The sequence below is a fragment of the Gottfriedia acidiceleris genome, from assembly GCF_050457485.1.
Lineage (GTDB): Bacteria > Bacillota > Bacilli > Bacillales > Bacillaceae_G > Gottfriedia > Gottfriedia acidiceleris_D.
The window spans coordinates 227,025-241,869 of record NZ_JBCMJM010000017.1 but is presented as its reverse complement, the minus strand read 5'-3'; the positions used below and the strand labels follow the sequence as shown (position 1 = coordinate 241,869).

General features: G+C 33.3%; 12 protein-coding genes. 7 read left to right on the top strand and 5 right to left on the bottom strand.

Annotated features, from left to right (window positions below):
• Positions 1-461 precede the first annotated feature (461 nt).
• Positions 462-1,664 (top strand): ParM/StbA family protein, encoded by a 1,203-nt coding sequence (locus tag ABEY15_RS18830; RefSeq protein ID WP_335484448.1) that lies wholly within the window; start codon positions 462-464, stop codon positions 1,662-1,664.
• Between the two features lie 9 nt (positions 1,665-1,673).
• Complete coding sequence (locus tag ABEY15_RS18825; protein ID WP_429891647.1) at positions 1,674-2,276, top strand: hypothetical protein; 603 nt, start codon at positions 1,674-1,676, stop codon at positions 2,274-2,276.
• A 54-nt stretch (positions 2,277-2,330) separates the two neighbouring features.
• Here the strand turns inward: ABEY15_RS18825 and ABEY15_RS18820 are convergent, their stop codons facing one another.
• From ABEY15_RS18820 to ABEY15_RS18810, 3 genes are all read right to left on the bottom strand, one after another.
• On the bottom strand, positions 2,331-2,744 hold the full coding sequence (locus ABEY15_RS18820; protein ID WP_429891646.1) for a CBS domain-containing protein: 414 nt from the start codon (positions 2,742-2,744) through the stop codon (positions 2,331-2,333).
• 184 nt (positions 2,745-2,928) lie between these two features.
• Positions 2,929-3,852, bottom strand: coding sequence for an EamA family transporter (locus ABEY15_RS18815; protein ID WP_429891645.1), 924 nt, complete (start codon positions 3,850-3,852; stop codon positions 2,929-2,931).
• A gap of 137 nt (positions 3,853-3,989) precedes the next feature.
• Positions 3,990-4,808, bottom strand: coding sequence for a purine-nucleoside phosphorylase (locus ABEY15_RS18810; protein WP_056469109.1), 819 nt, complete (start codon positions 4,806-4,808; stop codon positions 3,990-3,992).
• Positions 4,809-5,050: 242 nt separating this feature from the next.
• On the opposite strand from ABEY15_RS18810, the gene ABEY15_RS18805 reads away from it, so the two are divergent.
• Complete coding sequence (locus tag ABEY15_RS18805) at positions 5,051-6,265, top strand: ROK family protein (RefSeq protein WP_429891644.1); 1,215 nt, start codon at positions 5,051-5,053, stop codon at positions 6,263-6,265.
• 211 nt (positions 6,266-6,476) lie between these two features.
• Here the strand turns inward: ABEY15_RS18805 and ABEY15_RS18800 are convergent, their stop codons facing one another.
• Positions 6,477-7,871, bottom strand: a complete 1,395-nt coding sequence (locus ABEY15_RS18800) for a DUF2252 family protein (RefSeq protein WP_429891643.1) — start codon at positions 7,869-7,871, stop codon at positions 6,477-6,479.
• Between the two features lie 277 nt (positions 7,872-8,148).
• Here ABEY15_RS18800 and treP point away from each other — a divergent pair, with 277 nt between their 5' ends.
• The 3 genes from treP (at position 8,149) to treR (ending at position 12,062) form a co-directional block, all read left to right on the top strand.
• Positions 8,149-9,567 carry a PTS system trehalose-specific EIIBC component gene (gene treP, locus ABEY15_RS18795; RefSeq protein ID WP_429891641.1) on the top strand — a complete coding sequence of 473 codons (1,419 nt, stop codon included), beginning with the start codon at positions 8,149-8,151 and terminating at the stop codon, positions 9,565-9,567.
• A 69-nt stretch (positions 9,568-9,636) separates the two neighbouring features.
• Positions 9,637-11,313: an alpha,alpha-phosphotrehalase gene (treC, locus tag ABEY15_RS18790; protein ID WP_429891640.1), complete on the top strand. Its 1,677-nt coding sequence runs from the start codon at positions 9,637-9,639 to the stop codon at positions 11,311-11,313.
• Positions 11,314-11,336: 23 nt separating this feature from the next.
• Complete coding sequence (treR, locus tag ABEY15_RS18785) at positions 11,337-12,062, top strand: trehalose operon repressor (protein WP_429891639.1); 726 nt, start codon at positions 11,337-11,339, stop codon at positions 12,060-12,062.
• Between the two features lie 271 nt (positions 12,063-12,333).
• Here treR and ABEY15_RS18780 read toward each other — a convergent pair whose 3' ends face one another.
• The gene (locus ABEY15_RS18780) at positions 12,334-13,218 is read right to left on the bottom strand and encodes an acyltransferase (protein WP_429891638.1); all 885 of its coding nucleotides are present in this window, start codon (positions 13,216-13,218) and stop codon (positions 12,334-12,336) included.
• A gap of 405 nt (positions 13,219-13,623) precedes the next feature.
• On the opposite strand from ABEY15_RS18780, the gene ABEY15_RS18775 reads away from it, so the two are divergent.
• Complete coding sequence (locus tag ABEY15_RS18775) at positions 13,624-14,820, top strand: class I SAM-dependent rRNA methyltransferase (RefSeq protein WP_429891637.1); 1,197 nt, start codon at positions 13,624-13,626, stop codon at positions 14,818-14,820.
• The last annotated feature ends 25 nt before the right edge of the window (positions 14,821-14,845 follow it).

Sequence of the window (14,845 nt, the reverse complement as noted above, 5' to 3'; positions counted from 1 at the left end):
TAATAAGGGACTTATACACATATTGACAGGTAGAAGCAATCTGCCAGTTTTTTAATTTTTAGAGGAAAACCGATGTAAAGGGAGTTGTACACATATTTGTACACAAGAATACATTTTGCAAACAATTGTATACGATAAAGTATACTTGTACACGAAAACGTAAACTTATTATCCACAGGTAGGAGACAGTTGTTCCGAAATTAATTTTAGAATGAAATAGGTATGTATACACTTTTGTATACAAGTACACGTTTTTGTAAACATTTGTATACATTTTTGTATACATGTACACAGAAGTGTATACAAGTTTATGTGTTTACAATTTTGTATACAAGATGACAATTCAGTTACATTTTTATAATAGTTCAGTATGGGACATTGACCGGATCGCTAAAGTTAGATAATCTAATATCAGAATTATCTATTAATATGTAAACCTATTAGCGAAAGGGATGATTTAAGTGGTAAATGCTCGTATAGCTGCTATTGATGTAGGAAACGATTCACTCAAAGGAATTTTTGGGAAGATGGAATCTGAGATTAATATTCCTAATATTATTGCAAGGGATACAGAAGATCGTCCAATCATTGGGATAGAAGAATTAGACAACCAAGATCCAGTTGATGGAATACATATTCGCGTTCACTCCCCTACTTTAAAAGAGAATAATACTGTTTATCGTGTAGGGAACCTAGCAACTAAAAGTGGTAATGCAACAGAATTAGATCCTGGGAGTAATAAGTCTGAAGAGGATCAAACGCTTATTATGTTATTTGCAGCTTTAGCGTTAGATGCAGCTAGAGAAGAAAATAAACAGATTGTAAAGAACTCTAATAATGTAATTGAGGCAACATACGTATTAGGAACCGGTCTTCCGCTTAGAGAAGTAAAGGAAGGAAAGGACGTCGGTTATCGTTCACGATTACTAGGCTCGGTTCACCAAGTAGAGTTTTTAGTGACACCAAGACATCAAGGATTAAAAGTTAATATTAAGTTTGAAGAAGTTAAAGTCTATCCTGAAGGATTTGCGGCTTTTATTAACTTAGTCATGGACAATCATTTAAACATAATTAATAAAGACCTTATAGATAAAAAAATCCTTATTCAAGACATCGGAGGGTTGTCAACTGATATTGCGGTAATTAGGAATCGAAAGGTAGATGACGATAAAGCTCAAGGTTTTAATCTTGGCGTGGCAGAGTCCCTAGAAGCAATTCGTGAAGAGATTCGTTCTAGACATGGAGTTGAACTTGATAGCCGAAGAGATGTTGTAGAGATCATTACAAAGAAAAGTGATCGAAATCATATTATGGTTAAGGGTAGTCGGACAAGCGTTCATGATATTGTAGACCGAATTCTACTAGAATTAGCAAAAAAACAATATCGCCATTTAAGAAATATTTGGCAGAAGAACTCACAAACTGAAATATGCTATTTCATTGGTGGAGGATCGCTAATCTTAAAAGAGTATCTTAAAACTCTTAATAATAACCTAGATGGTTATAATATTGATTTCTTTGAGGATGAGAAGGAAAGTATCTGGATGATGGCGAATGCTTATTATAAGCTAATCGCTGATTATGAAATAAAAAGAGTAAGAGAATCTAGAAGAGAAACACAACAAGCTGAAAAAGAAGAACAAAAAATGTCTAAAGCAAAATAAGGTGATTCCATGAAGGAAAAAGAATTGACGAGGGGACAACCTATTACATTTCGTATCCCTTCTGATACGCCTGATCAGATTATAAAACATTTGCAGCAGCTTAAACAAAGCGAAAGACGGAACTTTTCAAGTAAGATTGCTGAGTACGTAATAAGCGGAGTTAATGACTCATTATCAAAGCAAAGGCAAACAATAACGATTCCACTACCAAAAAGCCTAGATAAAGCTCAAAGAGATTGGTTAAAACATGAACATTCTGAGGCACTATTAGGTAGTATTGTGTACCAACTATTATCTAACCCAATTCGAACTGCTTCTCTTATTACTTCGCTAAATAGTAATAGTCTAGCAATTGAAGAAGCTCTATATCTTCAAGAAGAAATGAATGAACTAGAGCCAGAATTGGAACCCGTTCAATCAAAAATTCGTACAAGCGAACCGAATGTAACGAATTTAGATAATATTGGAAGAAAAGCCGATCGCGATGATGACTTAGATAACTTTAATTGGGAAGCTGTAAGCAAAAGCGAAATCTCTGCTGCCAAAGAAGAAATTGAAGAGGAAGATATGGATAGTCTACTCGGAGATTTTCTTGCACAAATGAATAAATAAGGATGCATAGAAAGAAGGGACCGAATAAATTTACGGTCCCTTTGTTCATTTTAATTATTTAATATCGTTCTGAGAGATTTGTGACAATGCTTCGCCAGCACTTTCGTCTGACTGTTCTTGTACAGCTAAATCTCCAAGTGAAAGCATTCCAACAAGATTGCCATTTTCTACGACTGGTAATCTTCTTATTTGATGCTGTGCCATTAAATTTGAAGCTTCTTGAAGACTAGCATTACAATCAATCGTCACAATATTATTGGACATTACTTGGGAAGCACTTCCGTTTCCATTTTGACCAATTCCACGTAAAGCCAAGTCACGATCTGTAATCATTCCTACAACTTGACCGTTTTCAACAACTGGAATTGCACCTACATTTAATGATTCCATTTTACTCGCTACTGATTGTAAAGAATCTTGATTTGAACAACATTCAACATTACTCGACATGACGTCTCTTACTTTCATAAAAACACCTCCATAAAAATAACAAAGATATTACTTTGAATATCTTTGTTTGTAGAAAAAATCAATAAAATTGATTTCAGACTAATCGCAAGCAATTTGCGAGCAATCTGAAATATTATTTGAAATATCCATTTAATTATTCGGAGCAATAGCAAATTTATGTTGCATAGTGTATTTTACGAGTTTAATGCGAGAAAATATTTTTTATGCGAAGTGACTTTCTTTTAAGGAATTCAGGTAAAACGATACCGATTAAAATTAAAATGATACCAAAATATTGTGGAGCTCCAACCGTTTCCTTTAATACAATCGCTGACATTAATGTAGCTGTTGGTAACTCTGCTGCCCCTAAGATAGAGGCAAGACCAGAACCTGTTAAAGGAACGCCTTTTGAAAACATTAAGGTAGAGAAAAATGGACCTAGAAAGCCAAGGATCAGTCCGTACTTTAATAAAAGTTCTGCAAATAAGTGCCAATTTGTGAAAAATGTAGGTGGGAGGAAGATAGCACAAATTATAAAACCACCTGTAATCATTAATGCCGTTTTTGTTATTGGGTTTGCTTTTAAAGCGATTCTACCGCTAAGTAATATAAAAGTACTGTACGAAACCGCGGACAACGCCCCAAATAAAACTCCTAACCAATTCAATGAACCAATACCATCGGTTAAAACATTTGTCGCGAAGATTGTGCCGATAACGAGAGGAATCAATGAGAGTAATTTACTTTTTTCTGGAAGTTTTCGATTGACTACTGATTCTAATAAAACCCCAATCCAAGTGAACTGGAACAACAGCACAATTGCTAATGATGCAGTAATATATTGTAAAGCCAAATAATAAAACATCCCTGTTAAGCCAGTAGTAGACCCTAATACAACAAGTAATAAAACATCCTTCTTTGTAGGCTTTAAATATTGTTCATTATTTGATTTAGCGGATCTACTTTTATTAAAAAGTACGATAGACCATAACAGTATAGCCCCAACAAACATTTGCATACCGACTACGTCATTTACAATGAAACCTTCACCATAAGCCAATTTTACAAAGGTAGACAAAACGCCATAACAAACAGAACCGATAATGATATATAGTATTCCTTTCAAAATAACACCTCGTTTTAATAAAAAGAAGTAAAGAGGGAAAACCTCTTTACTTATATCTAATTTCATATTTTGTTACTGTCTTGCTTGAGCGAGATATTTCTCCGGTAATACTTCCTCCAGAGTCACTCAAACGCTAATTACATTTCTTCTAAAATGCCCTTAACTAAGTTAACGAATTTCGTTCTAACCATGCTTGCTACTTCAATTACTTCTTCGTGGTTTAATGGCTGGTCTAGGATGCCACAAGCCATGTTTGTTAGGCAAGAGATACCTAAAACTTTCATACTACCGTGAACAGCTACGATTGCTTCAGGAACCGTTGACATCCCAACAGAGTCAGCACCAAGTGTACGGATCATACGGATTTCAGCAGGTGTTTCGTATGAAGGACCACTCCACCAAGCATATACACCTTGTTGTAATTTAAGATCTTGTTTCGCAGCTACATCTAATGCAAGGCTACGTAATTCTTTGTTATATACTTCAGAAACGTCAGGGAAGCGAGTTCCTAGTTCTGGGTTATTTGGTCCAATTAAAGGATTTGTTCCAACTAAATTAATATGATCAGTAATTAACATTAAATCGCCTGGATTAAAGCTAGTATTAACAGCGCCACAAGCATTTGTTACGATTAATTTTTCTACTCCAAGTGCTTTCATTACACGCACAGGGAACGTTACTTCATCTAAAGTAAAGCCTTCATAATAATGGAAACGGCCTTTCATTGCTACAACAGCTTGGCCTTTTAATTCACCGATTACTAATTCGTTTGCGTGTCCAACTGCTTCAGACTTTGCAAAATGAGGAATTTCACTGTAAGGAATTACAACAGAGTTTTCGATTTCATCTGCAAGAGTACCTAAGCCAGAACCTAATATTAATCCAACCGTTGGACGGTAGTTTGTTTTACTTAATATAAAATCTCTTGTTTCTAAAATATGTTCAGTTTTATGCATTTATTTTTCCTCCTAAAATGAGCGATAGGGAATTTAATAAGAATTTTAATAAATAATAATGCTTTCACCATAAGTCTAATGGATAACTCGTTACTTGTAAACAGACTAAAAACCATTTTGGTAAAAAGATTATTCTATTTTACTTAAAATGATGTAAAATGGTGTGTAAATAGCTGTACTAAATTCATAAAATATAAAAAGTTGAATAGAAGTGAAATAAGAATAGAGTTTTGGAGGAGTCAATGATCAGGCAATTTATAGGCTATCAGTCGCCTAAAATCAAAAGTTTAAAGCTTTTATATAGCTTAATACGAAAATTAGGGCCAATTAAGGTTAGTACATTAACTGAAATGACAGGGTATAAGCATACTACTTGTGTTCGGTTATTAGATGAATTAGTAGAGGAAGGACTTATTTACGACAGTGGTTTAGGGGTTTCTAGCGGTGGAAGGAGACCAGCAATGTATGTGATTAACCCAACTGCATTCTACTTAATCGGTGTCGAAATCACGAATTTATTTACAACAGTACTACTGCTTGATTTAAATCTAACAATTGTCGAATCAAAAAAATTAAAAATGAGCAACGTGAGTACTGGAGAATATACTTTAAATTTTGTAACCAAAAGTGTAAGTGAATTATTAGATCAAAATAAGATTAATAAAGACCAATTATTAGGTATTGGTATTGGAGTGTTGGACCCAATTGATCAAGAAAAGGGCGTAATGATTAAATCTGGATCATTTTTAGCAGATGGATGGGACGATTTAAATATTGTTAAGCACTTAGAAGAAGCCAATCAGTGCCCAGTATTACTAAATAACGGCACAAATTTAGCCGCCCTAGCAGAGTACAGACTAAATTTCAGTAAAGAAAACGAAAATATTGTTTTTGTTTCGAGTGATATGGGAATACGTTGTGGAATTATTCAACAAGGTAAATTAATAAGTAATAAGAACGAAATGGACGATGCTTTTGGACATATGATCGTTGATGTTCATGGAAAACTTTGTTCATGTGGTTCATATGGTTGTCTACAAGCGTACAGTAGTTTACCTGCAATTCGGGAAGAGGTTATCAAACGAGTTAAGCGCGGTGAGATTACTTCTTTGATGGGTGAAGTAAACGATGTCGAAAATATTAGCTATCATCAAATTCTTGAAGCTTTAGAGAAGGAAGATCCACTTTGTTTAGAGGTCATAAGAGAGGCGGCTAATTACTTTGGAATTGGACTGACTAATCTTATTTATATCGTACGCCCTGATATTGTAATTTGTGGAGGTACATTAGTTCCAAAGCCATTATTCTTTGATGTAGCATGCGAAACAGCACAAGGAAGATTGAAAAATTATCCAAACAGTCCTGTTCAAATCATTAAATCATCAACAGCCTATAACATCGTTGCACAAGGAGCTGGATGTATCGTATTTGATCACTTTACAGAGGAAACTATGTAATTAAAGCTAAAAACCGTTAAAGCTCTACCTGGGAACAGATAGAGGTTAACGGTTTTTTGTTTAAATAAATGAAATTTTATCCATATGGGTCAGCAATCATACCGTTTTCATCGTGGTAAAACTTGTATAGAAACCAATAATTTACTGATTAATTCCTCAAAATGATTTATGGCACGTTCAAAAATAAATAGCATAAACCCTTCCTGATTTCTTATTGTAACTTTCCAGTATGTCTTAAATCCTCAAATAAAGTATAGTCAGCTAGTACTTGATTATAGTAATTTTCGCTTAGTTGAAGGACGGTTGTTTTAAATTGAGGCCAAGCACTAATTGCATCTAGAACGCCTTGCTCAAAATTGTAGTTTACATATGTTGAATTATAGTCCTTGTCAGCTCTAGCATGAGCGTAGGCTAATGCTTTCGCAGAATACTTTAAGAAGTCCTGGACATCTGATTTACTTTTGAAATCAGATGCATCAAATGTTTCATCCCACGGTGAAATTCTTTGAACTCGGTAAGACTTGTTATTAAAACTCACTTCCCCTAAATGATTGTCAACTTTAATACCATTAGCTAACTCGCCTGTTTTGGAGCGATTAGCATGAGAAGTGAACCATGTATTGTACTGACTTTGAGACAGACTACCTTCTAAAAACATAGATGGATTACGTTGCTCTTTTACTTCTAATATTACATCATCGTTTTGTGATGTAGTATCACCTTCAATTAATACATAAAACTTGTCTACTCCTAAACTTCCTAGCCCTGAATGTAGGCGCCTGGCAAGATCTTTTATTGTAAAATATGTACTTGGCTTTGACGAAACGAAATTAGAAATACTAGCTTTATAATTTGGCCAATTATTAATGATGTTTGTGCGCTCTGTAGATGTCACGGCTAATAAATTACTGTTTGAAAAGTTAAATAATCTAGTTCCTGAAGTCGTAGTAGTCCATTTATTTAATAGCTTAGTTACACTATCAGAACTTTTAATATCACGCATCTCATCTTGGACGAATCCACTAGTTAATGTCCCTTCGTCTAGTTGAGTTGAAGTCTCACCACTATTTCCATTTACGGAAGTCAACGTATCTTGGTAAGTAGTTAAAAAACTTGTAACTAAATCACGTCTTTCCTGCATGGTTAAAGAGACACTTGAAGCCTCATTTGTCATAAGGAAAACACTAGTGGAGAAACGGATTAGATCCCAATAAAATGGTGCAACATAGGATTCATCTGAATCATTTAAATCAAAAACGATCTCACCGTTACTGTTATCAAAAAATCCTATGTTTTGTGTATGGGCATCTCCCTGAATCCATGTTCGAATATTTGCAGTAGTTTTCCAAGTGCTAGGAATAGGAATCACACCAGTTCCTAAGTCTGCATAGAAAAGGGGATTAGCAGCACGGTAAAAGGAAAATGGAGACTCTTCCATGCTAGAATATTTTTCTTGTCGAACGTTTGGATCAGTGATGAATGAATTTGCATTAATTAGTTGTGATTGGATGTAAGATTCCCTTGTTGATGATTGATCTGCAGCATAAGAAGTTGAAACTGGTAGGATTGATAAAAAGGCAGTTAAAGTCAAAATAGTGCGCTTCATAATATTCCTCCAAATTAAAATAGCTTACTTTTTCGATTTTAGATTATGAATATATAGATGATGAGAAAAGTGTATAAATTTTTAGTTAAATAAATTGTTCATTTTGCGCTATTAGACTATTAAATTGATTTGCGATTTCCATGGAAATTAATAAGAAGTGAGAACGTTTACAAAAAACGCTTGCAATCCTGTACGTACAAGAATATACTAATCTTGTACGTACAGGATGAATTTGAAAAATATAAAAAAATAATAGATTGCTCGAGGAGGGGATATCATGAGCCGATTTACTGATGAAGCAAAACAATTACTTCAGTACATAGGTGGTAAAGAAAACATCGCTACAGTAACTCATTGTGCAACACGAATGCGTTTTGTGCTGAAAGACGTTAAAAAAGCTGATGAAAAAATGATTCAAGAAATTAAAATAGTTAAAGGTACTTTTACGCAAGCCGGGCAATTTCAAGTAATTATCGGTAATGAAGTATCTGTTTTTTATAATGAATTTGTAAAATTAGCTGGGGTAGAGGAAACTTCAAAAGATGAAGCTAAAAAAGCTGCAAGGCAAAATATGACATGGATTCAAAGACTACTTGCTCACTTAGCGGAAATCTTTTCACCATTAATTCCAGCCATTGTTGTAGGGGGTCTCATCTTAGGATTCCGTAACATAATTGGGGATATTAAACTACTAGATCATGGTACTAAAACACTTGTCGAAACCTCTCAATTTTGGGCAGGTACACACTCTTTTTTATGGTTGATCGGTGAAGCCATTTTTCATTTCTTACCAGTTGGTATCACATGGTCAATTACAAAGAAAATGGGTACGACTCAAATTCTAGGGATTGTTTTAGGTATTACACTTGTTTCACCACAACTACTAAATGCATACGCAGTAGCAGGTGGTGCTGTACCACCAGTTTGGGACTTTGGTTTTGCTAAAATCGATATGATTGGTTATCAAGCGCAAGTTATTCCAGCTATTTTAGCCGGTTTCACTTTAGCGATTTTAGAGACAAATATTCGAAAAATCGTTCCAAGTGCAATTTCAATGATTGTGGTACCGTTCTTTGCACTAGTACCAACAGTGTTAATTGCACATGTAGTATTAGGTCCGATTGGATGGAAAATCGGTTCAGCTATCTCACACTTAGTTTATTCAGGATTAACGTCTTCATTTGGATGGCTATTTGCCTTAGTTTTTGGATTCTTCTATGCACCACTAGTTATAACTGGTTTGCATCATATGACTAACGCAATCGATCTTCAACTAATGAGTGAGCTTCACGGAACGAATCTGTGGCCGATGATTGCTTTATCAAATATCGCACAAGGCTCAGCTGTTTTAGCAATCATTTATTTGAATAGAAAGAATGAAGAAGAAAAGCAAGTATCAATTCCTGCTGCGATCTCTTGTTTCTTAGGGGTAACAGAGCCAGCAATGTTCGGTATTAACTTAAAGTATGCTTATCCATTCTTAGCTGCCATGATTGGCTCTGGTATAGCTGCTATTGTTTCAGTTGGTACAGGTGTAATGGCTAATTCAATTGGTGTTGGAGGTCTTCCAGCAATTTTATCTATTCAGCCTAAACATATTGGTATGTTTTCAATCGCTATGCTAGTCGCAGTCATTGTCCCATTTATATTAACGATTATCTTTAACAAGAAAAAACTGCTAGTGAAAAACTCATAATTATTTAAGGGGAAGGAAATTTATTTTCCTTCCTTTCGAATTTATTTATAAATCAAGGAGATTATCAAAATGAAGGATTTTAAGAACAGTGTCGTATACCAAATTTATCCTAAGTCTTTTTATGATTCGAATGGAGATGGTTTTGGAGACTTAAGAGGAGTTACAAAAAAGCTTGATTATTTAAAAGAATTAGGTGTTGACTACATTTGGCTTACTCCATTTTATGTATCTCCTCAAAATGATAATGGTTATGATGTCGCAGACTATCGAAATATTGATCCAGCATACGGAACAATGGAAGATTTTGATGAATTGGTGAAGGCTGCGAAGCGTTGGGATATAGAAATAATGCTGGATATGGTATTTAATCATACTTCGTCAAAACATGAATGGTTTAAAAAAGCCCTTGATGGAGATGAAAAATATAAAAATTATTATATTTTTAGAGAAGAAAAGGACGGAAAAGAGCCAACGAATTGGATCTCCAAATTTGGTGGTTCAACTTGGGAAAAAGTTGAAAATTCAAATGAGTATTATCTGCATCTCTTTGATAAAACCCAACCAGATTTAAACTGGGAAAATGATGAGGTACAAAACGAAATATTCGATATCGTTAATTTCTGGATTGATAAAGGAGTAAAAGGATTTCGTTTGGATGTAATTAATCTGATATCAAAACCAGAAGTTATGGTTGATGACGAAACAGGTGACGGCAGAAAATACTATACAGACGGACCTCGAATTCATGAGTTTTTAAAGAAGTTAAAAAATGAGACGTTTGGTAAGAAGGAAGAAATCATTACTGTTGGTGAAATGTCTTCAACTTCAATCGACCATTGTATTCGATACTCAAATCCGTCTGAGAATGAGTTATCGATGGTTTTTAGCTTTCATCATTTAAAAATCGACTATAAAGATGGGCAAAAATGGTCATTAATGGATTTTGATTTTATGTCACTTAAGTCCATTCTGGATCAGTGGCAAAAAGGTATGCAATCAGGAAATGGATGGAACGCCTTATTTTGGTGTAACCATGACCAACCGCGTATTGTTTCACGAATTGGAAACGATCAAAAATATCATAAAGAATCAGCCAAGATGCTTGCTACTTCAATGCATTTATTAAGGGGAACTCCATATATTTTCCAAGGTGAAGAAATTGGAATGCCTAATCCTAAATTTGATGAAATTGAAGACTATAGAGATGTAGAAAGCTTAAATTATTATAAAATATTAAAAGAAAATGGGGTTCCAGAAAGAGAAATATTAGCCATTTTAAAGAGCAAATCAAGGGATAATTCTCGTACACCTATGCAATGGAATGACTCAATACATGCAGGATTCACAACTGGAACACCTTGGATTTCAACAGGAAAAGATTATGAACAAATAAATGTTGAAAAGTCTCTAGCTGATGAAGATTCAGTGTTTCATCATTATAAAAAACTAATTAGCTTAAGAAAAGATTTCGACATTATTTCCACAGGTATGTATGATTCATTATTACTAAATCATGAACAAATCTTTGCATACACTCGTAAGCTGGGTAATCAAATGTTGTTAGTCGTTAATAATTTTTATGGCGAAGATACTCTTTTTAAATTACCAGAAGATATTGCTATTGGGGAGTATAACAAGCAGATATTAATTTCAAATTATACTGATTCTAGTCAGGATTTAACCAAATTTACGTTGCGCCCATATGAGTCTATTTGTTACCTTCTTGAGAAAAATGTGAGAATATAATAAAATTTTTCTAGGTGATGAAAATGAACGCAAAGTATATTTCGATCTATCATAAGTTAATTGAACAGATTGAAAAAGGGGCTTTTACTGTTGGTAGTAAAATACCTTCTGAAAAGTCATTAATGGAGCAATTTGATGTATCCAGAGATACAATTAGAAAATCATTACAAATGCTTGAGCAAAACGGTTATATAAATAAAGTTAAAGGTAAAGGTTCGTTTATTTTAGACACTGCAAAGTTAAATTTCCCGGTAACAGGTTTAATTAGTTTTAAAGAATTATCAAATCAAATCGGTAGAGAAGCAGAAACGATTGTAGAAATTCTTGAAAAGAAGTGGCCTAGTAAGTTTATAAGAGAACAACTAGAAATAGATGACCAAACAGCGATTTGGAAAGTAGTTAGAGCTCGAAAAATCGACGGGAAAAAAATAATTTTAGACAAAGAGTATTACAATAGTTCATATGTAGAAAACCTTTCAAGGTCAATCTGCGAAGGGTCAATTTTTGACTATATAGAAAATACTCTAAACTTAAATATTGGCTTTGCAAAAAAAGAAATTGTAGTACAAGCTTGTACAGAAGATGACCAAAAATATTTAGATTTAGATGGCTATGATATGGTAGTAGTTGTAAATACTTTTGTCTATTTAGACGATGGTTCTTTATTACAATACGGTCAATCTAGACATCGCCCAGATAAGTTCAAATTTGTTGATTTTGCTAGAAGAATTCAACAGGTTAATGAATGAATTTAAAGCTTTATTCAATTTTGACTGCACTCCTTAAAGTTGATGTAGAAAAAACCCTGTGTTTTGAAAACATCGAATTTAAGGGGTTTTTTTTAAGGCAAAAAATTGTTCCATATAATTGTGTAAAAAGAAATATGGATTAACGGGTTAATAGGACCACATAAAACTGAGCTATTTCCAAAAGAAAATAACTCAGTTTTTTCATTTCAATTTTGAGTTTCCTGAGCATTATGATCTATACTTTTCTCTAATTAAACTAAAGCATGCGACTTTACTTCTTTGACATTAAATACTCATATACATTCTTTTTAATTCTTTCTATAAAACTCTGCTTAACAATAGGATTTCCAATGAAAAAGCGGCTTTTGTTTCGATTCATCTGCAAATTCTCTTTAATAAAATCAAGTTTTTCTGAAACCAGCTTTAATTCTGTTAGTGATTTTTCTATTGAAGGAAATGGGAATATCTCAGTCTGATTATATGAATAAATATATTCGTCACTCTCAAAAGCATCATGACTATGTGTTTCTGATTCTGTAAACGCATGTACGCTGTCACTAGTATAAAAAATCGATTCGCCAATTTTTCTTGCTGGATTGCCCGCATATGAAGAATTAGATTCAATTTTTTTCCCACTAACTAATGACATGCCTCCGATAATACTGCCTGAACCAATTTGAGTTCCTTTTAAAATAAAAGCATGTTGACCAATCCAAACATGATCGCCAATATAAATGCTTTTACTTGGGTTAACTCTTTTCTTCGTGAAAGAATCATAAATTAGATGAGGGTCCGCTGTTCTAAACCAACAGTCAAATGAAAATAAACAGCCTTCTCCTACGATAACATTTTTTTGTTCTGAAATAATTATATTTAATTTGTTGTTAAAATAATTATCTCTTCCAAAATATAATACTGAATTATTGTAAACAATTGCATTGAGTATATAATTAAATCTGTTTTTACAAAGAAAAATAATTGTGTCATTTCCATTAAACTCAATATTACTATTTACTAAATGAACATTTTCATTATCACAATATAGAAGATTTCCTTTTCCTCTAAATATTATTTTTGAATTTGTTAGTTTAGGTTTCCCTATTATCTTATTCTCTTTTAAGTCCTCTATTTGTATAGTTTCATTAATAATTTCCATAATGTATTCCCTTTCACTTGGAACAAGAATTTGTTCTGACCTAGATAATTTGGTTCTTACTTTAGTATTGCCACTTTTACAACTACATCAAAAGGTAATCATATTATTAATATCAAAATAACTAGCAGAGTAAATCACTAATCCTTTAAGTGAAAGAGATTATTTTATGCATCAAATTTAAAGATTACAAGCATTCTTGCTTAGAAAAAGAGAGATTAAGTAATTTGCTTGTTTGTCATGTTATAATAAAAGACTTGATAGCGCATTGCGCGCGAAATGGTTTCAGCGGTTATTTCATAGAAAAAGATTATCTATTACCAAAATCTGCAGTTTTGTCTAACAGGTCACACTATATTAATGGATTATGGAAATAATGAGTAAAAAAGAGAATGAATGGATGGGCTTATGGATAAAGAAATGAATCTAAAAATTAAACAAAAGTTTGTAAAAGATTATAGAAACGGGTATCCACTAATTTCAAAAGAATCGATCGTGAATAGTAAAGATTTTATTAATGAAGGAACAATAATTAATCTAGTAGATGAACGTAATGGTTTTATTGGAAAGGGTTACTATGGAAAGCAAAATAAGGGTTTAGGTTGGATTCTTAGCCTGAAGGAGCATGAAAAGATTGGTCCTAAGTTTTTTGAAGATAAAATTAAACAAGCAATCGAAGACCGCCAACATTTTTATAATAGCTCTGATACGACAGCATTTAGAGTATTTAATGGAGAAGGCGATGGGATTGGTGGATTAACAATTGATTTTTTTGACGGATTTTATTTAATTAGTTGGTATAGCGAAGGAATCTATCAATTCAAAGATTGGGTTATTCAAGCAATAAAGAATATTGTCGAATTCAAAGGGATTTATCAGAAAAAGCGCTTTGATACAAAAGGTCAGTATATTGAAGAAGATGACTTTGTGATGGGGGAAAGAGGTCAATTTCCTATTATCGTAAAGGAAAATGGAGTTAATTTCGCTATTTATTTAAATGATGGCGCAATGGTAGGCGTATTTTTAGATCAACGTGAAGTTAGAAAACTAATTCGAGATAAATATGCTTACGAGAAAACAGTTTTAAATACTTTCTCATATACTGGTGCATTCTCTGTCTTTGCAGCAGTAGGAGGGGCAAGTAAAACTACTAGTGTTGACTTAGCAAATCGGAGCTTAGAAAAAACAAAAGAACAATTTAAAATTAATGGAATCGATCCTGTTACCGAGAGTATAGTCGTTGAGGATGTATTTCATTATTTTAAATATGCAGTTAAAAAGAACCTTTCATTTGATATGGTTATTTTAGATCCACCAAGCTTTGCAAGATCTAAAAAACATACCTTTAGTGCCGAAAAGGACTACAAGAATCTGTTGAAAGAAGCGATTACGATTACAGAAAATGATGGTGTAATTGTTGCTTCAACAAATTGTAGTACTTTTGGAATGAATAAATTTAAGGGGTTTATTGACACAGCGTTTAAGGAATTAGGCGGGCAATATAAATTAATGGAAGAATTCAGCCTACCTAATGACTTTAAAACAACTAAACAGTTTAAAGAAGGTAACTATTTAAAAGTCGTGTTTATTCGTAAAATTAAGTAAAAAAAGGGCAGACAGATATGTCAGC

Coding starts and splice junctions, on each gene's coding strand:
- ABEY15_RS18820 (WP_429891646.1), bottom strand. CDS start 2,744: ATGAAAGTAAGAGACGTCATGTCGAGTAATGTTGAATGTTGTTCAAAT.
- treC (WP_429891640.1), top strand. CDS start 9,637: ATGAAGGATTTTAAGAACAGTGTCGTATACCAAATTTATCCTAAGTCT.
- ABEY15_RS18800 (WP_429891643.1), bottom strand. CDS start 7,871: ATGAAGCGCACTATTTTGACTTTAACTGCCTTTTTATCAATCCTACCA.
- ABEY15_RS18805 (WP_429891644.1), top strand. CDS start 5,051: ATGATCAGGCAATTTATAGGCTATCAGTCGCCTAAAATCAAAAGTTTA.
- treP (WP_429891641.1), top strand. CDS start 8,149: ATGAGCCGATTTACTGATGAAGCAAAACAATTACTTCAGTACATAGGT.
- ABEY15_RS18780 (WP_429891638.1), bottom strand. CDS start 13,218: ATGGAAATTATTAATGAAACTATACAAATAGAGGACTTAAAAGAGAAT.
- ABEY15_RS18810 (WP_056469109.1), bottom strand. CDS start 4,808: ATGCATAAAACTGAACATATTTTAGAAACAAGAGATTTTATATTAAGT.
- ABEY15_RS18775 (WP_429891637.1), top strand. CDS start 13,624: ATGGATAAAGAAATGAATCTAAAAATTAAACAAAAGTTTGTAAAAGAT.
- treR (WP_429891639.1), top strand. CDS start 11,337: ATGAACGCAAAGTATATTTCGATCTATCATAAGTTAATTGAACAGATT.
- ABEY15_RS18825 (WP_429891647.1), top strand. CDS start 1,674: ATGAAGGAAAAAGAATTGACGAGGGGACAACCTATTACATTTCGTATC.